Below are 12,467 nucleotides of genomic sequence, written 5' to 3'. Positions count from 1 at the left end.
ACAATATTCACAAAATCCGTGCCAAATCCACGCCTCTTCTCTCTTAAAAGCGAAAGCATCCCTCGCGCTACCATCCAGCGGCTCGCACTGTATGTGCAAGTGCTGGAGGACATGCAGCGTGAAGGGGCCGACGTTGTTTCCTCGGAAAGTCTTGCCAAGGCCTGCGACGTGAACCCTTCGCAGATCCGAAAGGACCTGGCCTACTTCGGCGAATTCGGTGTTCGCGGGGTGGGCTATTATATTCAAGATCTTATCGCCTCCCTCAAACGCTGTCTGGGTATCGATCATCCCTGGAAAACCGTCATGGTCGGGGTGGGCAATCTTGGCCGGGCGCTGTTGAATCACAAGGAATTCAAGCTCCGCGGGTTTGAGATCATCGGCGCATTCGATTGCGACCCCTTCAAGATTGGCGAGGAAGTCTCCGGCCTGGAAGTGATGTGCACCAAGCGGCTCACGGAAAAGTCTCACGAGCTGGGTGTGGAAATCGGCATCATCACCACCCCGCCGGAACGCGCCCAGCGTGCCGCCAACCATCTGGTGGAAGCCGGCATCAAGGGGATTCTGAATTTCGCGCCTGCCCGCATCAGTGTGCCGGATCATGTGGTGCTGGAGTATGTGGACTTCATCCACCACCTCTATTCCGTGGCCTTCAACATCACGCTGGCGCAACAGAAATAACACATTCCCGGGTGCCTGCCCGCGGTTCCATTGCCGCTGGTTTTGCGGTAGTACGGGCTTGTGAACACGCCACACCACACTCCCGATGTTCAGGCTCAGCCTGCGGACAACCTGTCCGAGGCCTCCTCGCAAGAGGTGATTGCCGGAGATTCCGCAGCCCAGGCCGGCGCAGCGCAACCCGTTGTGTCCACGCAGTGGACAGGTCGCCGCCATGGCATAGAGGTCATGCCGCCGGTCATTGCGCTGCTGACGGATTTCGGCACCGCCGATCCCTATGTCGCGCAAATGAAGGGCGCCATCCTCAGGCGCGCGCCCAATGCCCGGCTTGTGGACGTGACGCATGCGGTGCAGCCGTATCATCTTGAGCAGGCGGGCTTTTTACTGCAGGCCAGTTGCAACCATTTCCCGCGCGGCACGGTGTTTCTGGCTGTGGTGGATCCAGGCGTGGGCACGGCCCGGCGGATTATCTGCCTGTCGCGTGATGGCCGGATGTTCCTTGCCCCTGACAATGGCCTGCTGACGCCCCTGTTGGAGGAGCCGGGCCAGGCGCTTGTGCATGACCTGACCCCTTCCGCAGAGGCCATTGCCGGCGCCAGCGCCACGTTTCACGCCCGGGATATCATGGGTCCCCTGGCGGCGCGGCTGGCAGAGGGAACCCTGCCCGCGGAGATCGGCCGCGAGGTGCCCCTGGAAGAGGCCGTCCGGCTGAAGTCCCCGGCGGCGCAGCAAGTGGGCGAGGCCCTGCACCTGCGCGTGCTGCATGTGGATCGCTTTGGCAATTGCATCCTCAACGCAGAAGTGGATCCCTGGCTGGAACGGCTGCTGGCGCGGCAGGCAGAAGGCCGGCTGCTGCAAGTGGCTCTGGAGGGAGAGACCCGCCGCGGGCTGCAGCTGGTGCGCACCTATGCCGAACTGCAGGACCCGGCGACCATGGGCCTTCTGGCAGGCAGCCAGGGCTATCTGGAACTGGCGCTGGACAAGGCCTCTGCCGCAGCGCAACTGGGCCTGCGCGCCGGTGATTTCGTCCGGATTTGCTTCATCTGATTGCCTGCTGATGTCTGTTCGTCAACACCTCCATACCTCCCTGCAGGGGCTGGGCTTTGGCGCGGGATTTCTTTGCCGCTTTGGCCCGGCGCGCCCGTACAGTCCTGCGGCTGTGGCCGCCTCGCTGGCATGGTTCCCTTGCATCGGGCTGGGGATTGGCCTGCTGCAGGGCGGGCTGTTCTGGCTGGGCGCCCTGGACAGTCTTGGCGCGGCGCAGGGGTGGCTCTATGCCGCCCTGGGCTGGTGGATCACCCGCGGACTGCATTGGGATGGTCTGGCAGACATCGCCGACGCCTGGGGCAGCAATGCCGAGGGCGAGCGCTTTTGGAATATTTGCAAGGACAGTCGCGTGGGCGCGTTCGGAGTCATGGGCGTGGTGCTGGGCCTGGGGCTCATGGCCACCCTGGCCGGGGCCTGCCTGGATCGCGGCCTGCCACAGGCTCTGGTGCTGGCGCCGGTGCTCGGCAGGTGCATGATTCTCCCGCTGGCCTGCGCTGCGCGACCCCTGGCGCGTCCCGGGCTGGGCGGTTCCTTTCTGGCCGCGGCCACGCTGGCGCGCGTGGGGTGGGGGCTGTTCTGGACCGCGGCACTCTGGCTGTCTTGCGGCGGGGCGAGGGCCTTGCCACTGGCCCTGCTGCTGGCCGCGATACCCTGCTGGCGACTGCTGGCGCTGGGTCGGCGGCAGGGGGGACTCAACGGGGACTTTCTGGGCAGTGCCGCGTTGCTGGCAGAGCTGGCAGGGCTTGCCGGCTGGTTGCTGGCTGCATCCTGAAACAGTGATGAGGGCCGGCGGCGGCTCCGCTTCTGCACAGCGTTTGCGCCGATGATTGCGCATTCATTCACTTGGAAAGCGGTTCGATTCAGTGTAGGGTGGGGAACCAATTCACGGAACCCTGCAGCCACGGCGAGCTCCGCACCCATGCAGCACGACACCGCCCGGTCCTGGCGTCACAAGGATCTTCTCGACATCTCCCAGCTTTCCCTGGAAGACGTCCTGCTTATTCTGGACACGGCCGATTATTTCCAGGAAATAAACACCCGTCCCACCAAAAAAGTTCCCACCCTCAAAGGCCGCAGTGTGGTGCTTTTTTTTGCCGAGCCCAGCACGAGGACCAAAACATCCTTTGATGTGGCCGGCAAGCGGCTTTCGGCGGACACGTTTTCCCTGGCCAAGTCCGGCTCCAGTCTGCAAAAAGGTGAAAGTCTCAAGGACACGGCCCTGACCCTCCAGGCCATGCGCCCGGATGCCATCGTCATCCGGCACGAACAGAATGGCGCGGCCGAGTTCATGGCCAGCCGGCTGGAATGTTCCGTGATCAACGCGGGGGACGGCCGCCACGCCCACCCCACCCAGGCCCTGCTGGACGCCTACACCCTGCGCGAGCACTGGGGGATGATGGCCGGGCAAACCCTGTGCATCCTGGGCGATATCGCCCACAGCCGCGTGGCCCGGTCCAATGTGATTCTGCTCAACCTCATGGGCGTGAATGTCCGGCTCTGTGGTCCGCGGACCCTGCTGCCTTTTGGCGTGGAGACCTGGCCCGTCACCGTGTATGATTGTGTGGAAAAGGCCGTGGAAGGCGCGGACGCGGTGATGTGTCTGCGGCTGCAGCTGGAGCGGCAACAGGCCGGCCTGCTGCCCGACTTGCGGGAGTATGCCTCGCGATATTGCCTTACCAGCCGCCGTCTGGCCCTGGCCGCACCGGGCGCCAAGGTCCTGCATCCGGGCCCCATCAACCGAGGTCTGGAAATCGCCTCTGACGTGGCCGATGCGCCGGAAAGTTGCATTCTGGATCAGGTGGCTGCCGGCGTGGCGGTGCGCATGGCCCTGCTTTTCCTTCATCTTACACGCAAGGGTTGATCATGGCCGATCTGTTCATTCGCGGCGGAACTCTGCTTGGCCGGGATGTTGATGTGCTGGTGGACGCCGGGAACATCGAGGCCGTGTTGCCCCATGACCCGGCCCGGCATGTGGATTCCAGCGTCACCGTGGACGCCGCCGGCCTGCTGCTGTTGCCCAGCCTGGTGGATGTGCACGTGCATCTGCGCGAGCCCGGCCTGGAGTACAAGGAAGATATCGCCTCCGGGCTCACGGCGGCGGCGCACGGCGGTTTCGGCCGCGTCTGCTGCATGGCCAACACCAAGCCGGTCAATGATAGCGGAGCTATCACGGGTTTCATGCTTGAGCAGGCCAGGAAAACCCACCCGCACGGCCCACGGCTGCATCCCATCGGCGCGCTGACCATGGGCCTCAAGGGTCAGGAGCTCGCGCCCATGGCCGAACTGGCCGAGGCCGGCTGCGTGGCGTTTTCCAACGACGGCCTGCCCGTCCTGGACAGCGAACGCTTCCGCCGGGCCATGGAATACGCGGCCAGCGTGGGCAAGATCGTCATCGACCATTGCGAAGACCCGTTTCTGACCCCGGGCGCAGGCGTGAACGAAAGCGCGCTCACGGCCCGCATGGGCCTCAAGGGCCAACCCACCGTGGGTGAGGCCGCCCAGGTGGCGCGCGATGTGCTTCTGGCCGGCTACCTCAAGCTGCCCATTCACATCGCCCATGTCAGTTGCCGCGAGGCCGTGGAACTCATCGCCTGGGCCAAGGCCAAGGGGGTGGACGTGACTGCGGAAACCTGCCCGCATTATCTGTGCTACACCGAGGCGGCGGTGCAGGGCTACAACACCCTGGCCAAGGTCAGCCCGCCATTGCGCAGCGAGGATGACCGCCTGGCCCTGCTCCAGGCCCTGCGCGAGGGTGTCATTGATTTCCTGGCCACAGACCACGCCCCCCACGCCATGCATGAGAAGGAGCATCCCATTGAGGAGGCGCCCAATGGCATCAGCTGGCTGGATACGGCTCTGGCCAAGAGCTGGGAGCTGGTGCGCGCCGGCGAGCTTGCCGAGGAGCGCTTCGTCATGGCCGCCAGCACCGGTCCTGGCGAACGGTTTGGCTTGGCCGTGAACCGGTTCCGCCCCGGCGATCCTGCGGATATCGTCCTTTTCGACCCCAAAGCCGTCTGGACCGTCACCCCCCAGGCCCTGTATTCCAAGGGCAAGAACGCCATCTGCCTGGGCGAGACGCTGACCGGTCGCGTGGTCGGGCATTATCTTGACGGCGTCGCGGTCATCTGACCTTCACCCTTTACCGATTCCCCATCATGCCAGGAGACACGCATGTCTGGTTCGCTGCATGAAAGCACCCCGTTTCGCGATGCCGTGGCGTTGTGCAAAGCCATCTGCCGCAACGGGTACGATGCCTACCTCGTCAACCCGCAGCTGCAGGAGGAAGTGATTCGCCTGACCGGCCGCAAGGAAGTGGATATCGTCACCGATGCCTGCCTGGACGATCTGATCAAGATCCTCCCTGAAGCCCAGGCCCCGGACGAGCAGCACCTGACAGCCATCGTGGACCAGGGTGGGGCGCGGTTTCGTTTTTATCCCGAAGACATGGCCGAGGCCGCGCATCCGGAGGCCGCCGTGGCCCAGCTGACCCCGCGCATCGTCAAGGCCCTGGAGGCCGCTGGCGAACCGGCCCTTGATCTGGCCTGCCCCTGGCTGCCCCGGGCCGCTGATCCCAGCGAAGGCTTTGCCGACATGGCCGACGGCGTCATCCGTCTGGCCGGCATGCCCGACAAGACCCTGCGCCGCAATTATCTTCTGGCCGTGCGCGCCATCCGGTTTGCCGCCAACTTCAACCTGCCCATTGAGCCGAACACCTGGCTGGCCATCGTTCGCAGCGCCCGCCGCGTGCTGGATTATGTTTCCATCTCTGACATTATGGACGAATGGCGCAAGGTGGAGGCCGAAAACCTTTCGCACTTCGCCTCCCTGCTGTACGACGCCCAGATCCTCCACGGTCTGATGCCCGAAGTCTCGGCCCTGACCCGCGTCAAGCAGACCAGTGAGGACGGCGGCGAGGAAGTGACCGTGCTGCAGCACACCTTCCACGCCATGCGCTGCTACCCGGAAGAACTGCCGTACGACTGGTTCGGCGCCATGGCCCTGCTGTTCCACGGGGTGGGCAAGCTGTACACCGCCCAGGTGGCCGCCGGGGAGTGGCATTTTTCCCAGTATGCGGAAGTCGGCTCCAAGATTACCCGCAAGATCCTCACCCGCTTGCGGTTTTCGCCCGAGGATACGGATCTTATCTGTCATCTGGTCCGCCACCATCATCGCTTCTCCTACATGCTGTCAGACAAGGGCATCCGCCGGTTCAAGGCACTGGACGAATATCCCAGGCTTATCGAAATGGCCCGCGCCCGTCTCAAGGCCATGCGCGGCAGCTACAAGAGCTTCAATCACAATCTGAAGCTCCTGGAGCGCGCCGATGTGCCCGAAGAGATGCTCGAACCGTTGCTGAATGGCAATGAAATCATGGACTTCACCGGCCTGCGTCCCGGCCCGCAGGTGGGCGTGCTGCGAGACCAGCTTCTCCAGGCCCAGATCCGCGGCGATGTCCAGTCCGTGCCCGAGGCGGTGGAATTTGTTCGGCAATATGTGGACAAGGATAAGCTGGGGTAGGGAAAAACGTCGATATTTTGTAGGGCTGAGTGTATATGACTAATTTTCCGGGGGAACTGAGTTCCCCCGGGCCCCCTCCAGTTGGCTGTGGCCGGGGGTGCAGGCATATGACCAAGACATCACTTCTTTCACTCACCCTGCCGGCCCTGGAACAGCTGTGTGCTGATCTCGGGGAGCCGGCCTTTCGTGCCCGGCAGCTCTTCCAGTGGATTTGGGAAAAAGGCGTGGTGGATGTGACCGCCATGACCAATCTTTCCAAGGGGTTCAGGGAAAAGCTGATGGCCGCGTGCTCTTGCGCCCTGCCCGAGGTGGTGGCCACCCAGGCCAGCGCCGACGGCACGGTCAAGCTGCTCCTGGCTCTGGAAGACGGCGAACGCGTGGAAACCGTGCTCATCCCGGAAAAGGACCACACCACCCAGTGCCTGAGCACCCAGGTGGGCTGCGCCATGGGCTGCACCTTCTGCGCCACGGGCAGCCTGGGCTTTACCAGGAACATGACCGCCGGCGAAATGGCCGGGCAGATCCTCGCCGCCCGGCAGGTCATGGCCGGACGCGGCATGGCCCTGCCCCTGCGCAATCTGGTCTTCATGGGCATGGGCGAGCCGTTGCTTAATTACGATAATCTTCTCGATACATTGCAGATAATCACCCACCCGCTGGGCATGAACTTCTCCACCCGCCGCGTCACCGTGTCCACGGTGGGCTTGAAGCGCGGGTTGGTGGAACTGGGGGAGAGCGGGCTGTGCAGCCTGGCAGTGTCCCTGCATGCGCCCACGCAGGCCTTGCGGGAGAAGCTTTTGCCCCGGGCCGCCCAGGCCGTGCCCATGGAGGAGCTCCTGGCCCTGCTGGAGGCCTATCCTCTCAAGGCCCGGCAACGCATCACCCTGGAATATGTGCTCCTGGGCGGGGTGAACGACCAGCCCCAGCATGCGCGGGAGCTGGTCAGGCTGTTGTCACATTTCAAGGGTTCGTCCCCCAAGATCAACCTGATCTGCTACAATCCGCCGCAAGGGTCGGAGTCTCCGTATGCGGCGCCGCGTGAGGCGGATGTGCTTGAGTTCATGGCCATTTTGCAAAAGAAGGGGCTGACGGCCCTGCGCCGGGCATCCAAGGGGGCGGATATTGCCGCGGCCTGCGGGCAACTCAAGGCGCAAGCTGGCTGAGCCGCAGGAAATCCCGCCGTGATGCGCCGTTTTGGCACATTCTCCGCGCAAACGCCACGCGCTCCCGCTTGCGAGCCGGGAAAAATCGCGATAAGTGAAAGAATTGCGCCTGCCGCATCGGTGGGCGGTTTTTTTCTGCGAGGAATGTATCCCCATGGCTGACATGACATCCATTACCCCTGATTTCGCCAAGCAGGGCGGCCTGATCCCGGCTATTGCCCAGGATCACAAGACCGGCGAAGTGCTCATGCTGGCGTACATGAACGAAGAAGCCTGGCAAAAAACCCTGGAAACGGGCGAGGCGCATTACTGGTCCCGCAGCCGGCAAACGCTCTGGCACAAGGGCGGCACCTCCGGCCATGTCCAGAAGATCGTCTCCATCCGCATCGATTGCGATAACGACACGCTGCTGCTGCTGGTGGACCAGATCGGCGGCGCGGCCTGCCATGAAGGCTACTGCAGCTGTTTCTTCCGTGAACTCAAGGACGGAGCCTGCGCCGTGTGCTCCGCCTATGTCTTTGACCCCAAGGAGGTCTACAAATAATGGCCGGCGAGAATCGTCTCAAACTCGGCATCCCCAAGGGCTCCCTGCAGGACGCAACCATCAATCTGTTCGCCAAGTCCGGCTGGAAAATCCGCCCCGCGCATCGCAACTACTTCCCTGAAGTGGACGATGCCGAGATCGTCTGCTCCATGTGCCGCGCCCAGGAAATGAGCCGGTACGTGGAATCCGGCCTTCTGGACTGCGGCCTCACGGGCAAGGACTGGATTCTCGAAAACGAATCCGACGTGGTGGAAGTGGCCGACCTGGTGTACTCCAAAACCTCCAACCGCCCGGCCCGCTGGGTGCTGGCTGTTTCCGGGGACTCGCCCTACAAGCGCCCCGAAGACCTGCAGGGCAAAAAGATTGCCACCGAGCTGGTGGGCTTTACCAAGCGGTACTTCACCCAGGCTGGCATCAATGTGGATGTGGAGTTCAGCTGGGGCGCCACGGAAGCCAAGGTCGTGGAAGGCCTGGCCGACGCCATCGTGGAGGTGACCGAAACCGGCACCACCATCAAGGCCCACGGCCTGCGCATCATCTCCGAGATTCTCATTACCAACACCAAGTTCATCGCCAACAAGACCGCCTGGGAAGATCCCTGGAAGCGGGCCAAGATCGAACAGCTGGTCATGCTGCTTGAAGGCGCGCTGCGGGCGGAAAAGCTCGTGGGGCTCAAGATGAACGTGCCCGAAGACAAGGTTGAGGACGTCATGTCCGTGCTGCCCTCCCTGAACTCTCCCACGGTGGCCCACCTGTTCAACTCCAAGTGGGTCAGCGTGGAAATCGTGGTCGAAGAGCACGTCGTCCGCACCCTCATCCCCCAACTCAAGGCCAAGGGCGCGGAAGGTATCATCGAATACGCGCTGAACAAGGTCGTGTAGGGAAGAGAAGAAGAGAAAAGAAGGGAAGATCCGGGGGAACTGAGTTCATCCGAACAGATGATCCGGGGGAACTGAGTTCCCCCGCGCCCCCTCCGGTTGACCGCCGGGCAGGGCCACGAACGCATGCATTCGTGGCCCTGCCCGGCGGTTTGTGTATTGCCGAGGGGGAGGAGAAATATTTTTTCGCCCTAACTATTCGCAACAATATCGCTTTCCATATTTTGTCATCAGTGGGTTTCTTGACCTGGATCAAGGAATGCCGGACACATTAAGGGAGACCTCTGCACGGCCACCGCATATTTTCTCTTCAAATCCAGCATGATATCTGCTATTCTTCCTTCACCCCAAGGAGGATAACATGGCAGAGCGCAGCCCCAAGGCCCCGTTGCTTGGCGATTACTTCATGGCCCGGCGCAAGACCAAGCGCACCTTCCTGGACGACATTGACGCCCTCATCGACTGGCGGCCTATCCGTTCGTTTTTGAACAAGAAACTTACCCGCAAGGCCGACGCCGTGGGCAACCCCGCCTACCCGGCCCTGGCCATGTTCAAGATTCTGCTCCTGCAACGGTGGTACAATCTCAGCGACCCGGCCACCGAGCAGGCCCTCTACGACCGCCTCTCCTTCATCCGCTTCGTTGGTCTGTCCTTCGAGGGTGACGTCCCCGACGAAACCACCATCTGCCGATTTCGCAACGGCCTGATCAAGTTGAATATTCTCGATAAGCTTCTGGATCGCCTCAACGAGCAGCTCGAAGCCAAGGGCCTGCTCGTGCGTGAGGGGACCGTGGTCGACGCCTCGGTGGTCGAATCTGCCCGCCGCCCGCGCAAAATCATCGACATCCTGCCCGAGGATCGCGCGGAGGAGGCCGAACAGCAACCTGCATCCCCTGCGAAATCAGACTGTTCGGTCAAGGTCAGCTTTTCAGACGATGCCGACGCGGCCTGGCTCAAGAAGGGGCGTCGCTGTCATTACGGCTACAAAATCCACGCCGCCACCGATGCTCGCGACGGCTTCTTCCTCGGCGGCCACGCCACCTCGGCCAACCGGTCAGACATGCGCGAGTTCGAAACGCTGCTCGATGAAATCCATGTTATTCCAGGGACCTATGTCTATGGCGACAAGGGGTATTCCAGCGGCGCCAACCGCGACGCGCTGCTGGCCCGCGGCCTCAAGGACGCCACCATGGACAAGGCCACCCGCCACGCGCCGCTCACGGCCTATGAACGATTGCGCAACCGGCTCATCAGCAGCGTGCGCTGCGGCGTGGAGCGGGTGTTCGGGACCTGGAAACGCGGCTACGGCCTGGCCCGGGCGCGCTATCTGGGCCTGAAAAAGGTCTGCGCCGAGCTGTATCTGGTGGGAATGGCCTTCAATTTGAAGAAAGCCGTGCGGTTGATGGGCACTTGAGGGGCTGGTGCGTCCAAAATTTGGAAGGAATGATGAAAATGAGGGAAAAATGATGAAAACGATGACAGATTAGACCAAAATCAGAGGCCGAGAGGGCCATTTCCTCGGCGAAGAGTCGTTCGGGTGGTGTTGTGCAGAGGTCTCTAAGGATAGGAAATCTTTCTGAGGTCCGGATCGTTCCCTCCACGTTCAGCAGACAAAGGAGGCGTACCCTTGATGACACCGTCGCAGCACAGTCCTCCCCCCAGGCGAAGTTGGTGGAAGATTGCCCTGGCAAGTCTCACGCTCGGCGCTGCGGGCGGGGTGTTTCTGGCCTTTGGCCCGCCGCATTTGCTGGCCAAGACCGAAACGCCCGAGTTTTGCGCCTCCTGCCATGTCATGGAGTCGCAGTACGAGGCGTGGTTCCACACCGGCGCGCACCGCACCATCCAATGCGTGGACTGCCACCTGCCCCACCAGAACAAGCTCACCTATTACACCTGGAAAGGCATCGACGGCATGAAGGACGTCTATGTCTTCAACATGGGCAAGGTGCCGGAGATCATCGAGATCTCGGAGCATGGCCAGAAGTTTGTCCAGGACAACTGCATCCGCTGCCACAGTGCGCGGGTGGAAATGATTGACCAGAACCGCCCCTGTTGGGACTGCCACCGCATGCTGCAGCATAAGCGGGCCGGCGCGCGTGAAACGTTCTGAGGAGGAGACCGCGAATGCAACGACACATCGTACGCTATGGCAAGTGGCTGGTGGTGCTCTGCGTGTTGGGGCTCTGGGCCTGCCAGGCCCCGCCCAAGCCGGAAATGGTCCGTCCGGAAATCCCGGATGGCGAAATCGACCCCGCCGTCTGGGGCAAGGCCTACCCCGAGCAGTATGAAACCTGGAAGCTCACCGAAAAACCCATAGACACCCGCCGCAGCAAGTACAAGACCGGCATGGACGGTGGCCAGGTCACCGTGGACAAGCTCTCGCAGTTTCCCTACATGGCCCTGCTGTTCAACGGCTGGGGCTTTGGCATCGAGTACAACGAACCCCGCGGCCACGCCTATATGGTCCGCGACCAGCTGGAGATTGACTCCTCCCGCCTGAAGTCCGGCGGCGTCTGCCTCTCCTGCAAAACGCCCTACGCCGCCAAGCTGGAAAAGGAAATGGGCAAGGATTATTACGCCTTGCCTTTCAAGGAAGTGCTGGCCAAGATCCCGGAAAAGGATCGCGAGCTGGGCGTGGCCTGCATCGACTGCCACAACAACAAGGATTTGGGTCTGCAGATTTCCCGCAGCTTCACGCTGGGCAAGGCCCTGGAGGCCATCGGGACCAAGCAGGCAGATCTGACCCGCCAGCAGATGCGTTCCGTCATCTGCGCGCAGTGCCACGTGACGTACAACATTCCCAAGGATCCGGAGAAGAAGTCCGAAGCTCTGTATTTCCCCTGGCAGGGCAGCACCTGGGGCAACATCAGCGTGGAAAACATCATCAAGCAGATCCGCAACGATCCCACGGTCATCGAATGGAAGCAGACGGTAACCGGCTTTGGCATGCCCTTCATGCGGCATCCTGAATTCGAGTACTTCTCCATGGGATCCACGCACTTCAAGGCTGGCGCCTCCTGCGCCGACTGCCACATGCCGTACACCACCGTGGGTGTGAAGAAGATCAGCGACCACCGCGTCATGAGTCCGGTGCAGGGTGACATGAAGGCCTGCCGCCAGTGCCATGCCGAAAGCACCGAGTGGCTGCGCGAGCGCGTCTTCTCCATCCAGGACCGCACCGTCTCCATGATGCTGCGCGCCGGCTACGCCAGCGCCACCGTGGCCAAGCTCTTTGAGCTGACCCACAAAAAGCAGGCCGAGGGCGCGCAGGTGGATCAGGCCATGTATGACAAGGCCAAGGACCTGTACATGGAAGGCTTCCTGCGCTAGCTCTTCATGGGCGCGGAAAACTCCGTCGGCTTCCACAACCCCGCGGAAGGCATGCGTATCCTGGGTGATTCCGTGGCCTTCTCCACCAAGGCGGAAGGCATCCTCCGTCAGATGCTGACCAAGGCCGGCGTGGATGTGCCCATGAGCATCGACCTGGAACTCATGAAGTATGTGGACAACCGCGGCGAGAAGAAGCTCAAGTTCGACCCGGCCCTGGAGTTCAAGGATCCGTTCGGGCTGCAGGAAAAGTTCTTCTAGGCACCACATAAAGAAATCAGGGGGAACTCGTTCGTCTGGAACGGTTTCCCCCTG

At 62.2% G+C, this 12,467-nt stretch carries 11 protein-coding genes and 1 pseudogene; all 12 read left to right on the top strand.

The features are described from left to right. Window positions 1-18 precede the first annotated feature (18 nt). The 12 genes and pseudogenes from ACYQ00_RS04285 (at window position 19) to ACYQ00_RS04230 (ending at window position 12,413) form a co-directional block, all read left to right on the top strand. Window positions 19-678 carry a redox-sensing transcriptional repressor Rex gene (locus tag ACYQ00_RS04285; RefSeq protein WP_460030934.1) on the top strand — a complete coding sequence of 220 codons (660 nt, stop codon included), beginning with the start codon at window positions 19-21 and terminating at the stop codon, window positions 676-678. 60 nt (window positions 679-738) lie between these two features. Further along, a complete protein-coding gene (locus ACYQ00_RS04280; RefSeq protein WP_460030933.1) occupies window positions 739-1,722 on the top strand; it encodes an SAM hydrolase/SAM-dependent halogenase family protein in 984 nt (327 codons plus the stop codon). A 10-nt stretch (window positions 1,723-1,732) separates the two neighbouring features. Further along, a complete protein-coding gene (locus tag ACYQ00_RS04275; protein WP_460030932.1) occupies window positions 1,733-2,494 on the top strand; it encodes an adenosylcobinamide-GDP ribazoletransferase in 762 nt (253 codons plus the stop codon). Between the two features lie 147 nt (window positions 2,495-2,641). Beyond that, window positions 2,642-3,583: an aspartate carbamoyltransferase catalytic subunit gene (locus ACYQ00_RS04270; protein ID WP_460030931.1), complete on the top strand. Its 942-nt coding sequence runs from the start codon at window positions 2,642-2,644 to the stop codon at window positions 3,581-3,583. Between the two features lie 2 nt (window positions 3,584-3,585). After that, window positions 3,586-4,851: a dihydroorotase gene (locus tag ACYQ00_RS04265; RefSeq protein WP_460030930.1), complete on the top strand. Its 1,266-nt coding sequence runs from the start codon at window positions 3,586-3,588 to the stop codon at window positions 4,849-4,851. A 42-nt stretch (window positions 4,852-4,893) separates the two neighbouring features. Continuing rightward, window positions 4,894-6,240: a tRNA nucleotidyltransferase/poly(A) polymerase family protein gene (locus tag ACYQ00_RS04260; RefSeq protein ID WP_460030929.1), complete on the top strand. Its 1,347-nt coding sequence runs from the start codon at window positions 4,894-4,896 to the stop codon at window positions 6,238-6,240. A gap of 107 nt (window positions 6,241-6,347) precedes the next feature. Then, window positions 6,348-7,403 (top strand): dual-specificity RNA methyltransferase RlmN, encoded by a 1,056-nt coding sequence (gene rlmN, locus ACYQ00_RS04255; protein ID WP_460030928.1) that lies wholly within the window; start codon window positions 6,348-6,350, stop codon window positions 7,401-7,403. Between the two features lie 163 nt (window positions 7,404-7,566). Further along, window positions 7,567-7,947 carry a phosphoribosyl-AMP cyclohydrolase gene (gene hisI, locus ACYQ00_RS04250; protein WP_460031324.1) on the top strand — a complete coding sequence of 127 codons (381 nt, stop codon included), beginning with the start codon at window positions 7,567-7,569 and terminating at the stop codon, window positions 7,945-7,947. Further along, on the top strand, window positions 7,947-8,828 hold the full coding sequence (gene hisG / locus ACYQ00_RS04245; protein ID WP_460030927.1) for an ATP phosphoribosyltransferase: 882 nt from the start codon (window positions 7,947-7,949) through the stop codon (window positions 8,826-8,828). Before hisI ends, hisG begins: the two co-directional genes overlap by 1 nt. Window positions 8,829-9,186: 358 nt before the next feature. After that, complete coding sequence (locus tag ACYQ00_RS04240) at window positions 9,187-10,239, top strand: IS5 family transposase (protein WP_460030289.1); 1,053 nt, start codon at window positions 9,187-9,189, stop codon at window positions 10,237-10,239. 216 nt (window positions 10,240-10,455) lie between these two features. Further along, on the top strand, window positions 10,456-10,935 hold the full coding sequence (nrfH, locus tag ACYQ00_RS04235) for a cytochrome c nitrite reductase small subunit (RefSeq protein ID WP_460030926.1): 480 nt from the start codon (window positions 10,456-10,458) through the stop codon (window positions 10,933-10,935). A 14-nt stretch (window positions 10,936-10,949) separates the two neighbouring features. Continuing rightward, window positions 10,950-12,413, top strand: a pseudogene (locus ACYQ00_RS04230) (ammonia-forming cytochrome c nitrite reductase subunit c552). Window positions 12,414-12,467: the final 54 nt, after the last annotated feature.

This window comes from Megalodesulfovibrio paquesii (assembly GCF_054653055.1).
The sequence above is the reverse complement of the archived record's forward strand: the minus strand, read 5'-3'. Positions and strand labels throughout refer to the sequence as shown.

What these genes read in the sequence shown, in the direction of transcription:
- ACYQ00_RS04260 (WP_460030929.1), top strand. Translation starts at nt 4,894, where the DNA reads ATGTCTGGTTCGCTGCATGAAAGCACCCCGTTTCGCGATGCCGTGGCG.
- ACYQ00_RS04265 (WP_460030930.1), top strand. Translation starts at nt 3,586, where the DNA reads ATGGCCGATCTGTTCATTCGCGGCGGAACTCTGCTTGGCCGGGATGTT.
- ACYQ00_RS04270 (WP_460030931.1), top strand. Translation starts at nt 2,642, where the DNA reads ATGCAGCACGACACCGCCCGGTCCTGGCGTCACAAGGATCTTCTCGAC.
- hisG (WP_460030927.1), top strand. Translation starts at nt 7,947, where the DNA reads ATGGCCGGCGAGAATCGTCTCAAACTCGGCATCCCCAAGGGCTCCCTG.
- ACYQ00_RS04275 (WP_460030932.1), top strand. Translation starts at nt 1,733, where the DNA reads ATGTCTGTTCGTCAACACCTCCATACCTCCCTGCAGGGGCTGGGCTTT.
- rlmN (WP_460030928.1), top strand. Translation starts at nt 6,348, where the DNA reads ATGACCAAGACATCACTTCTTTCACTCACCCTGCCGGCCCTGGAACAG.
- nrfH (WP_460030926.1), top strand. Translation starts at nt 10,456, where the DNA reads ATGACACCGTCGCAGCACAGTCCTCCCCCCAGGCGAAGTTGGTGGAAG.
- hisI (WP_460031324.1), top strand. Translation starts at nt 7,567, where the DNA reads ATGACATCCATTACCCCTGATTTCGCCAAGCAGGGCGGCCTGATCCCG.
- ACYQ00_RS04240 (WP_460030289.1), top strand. Translation starts at nt 9,187, where the DNA reads ATGGCAGAGCGCAGCCCCAAGGCCCCGTTGCTTGGCGATTACTTCATG.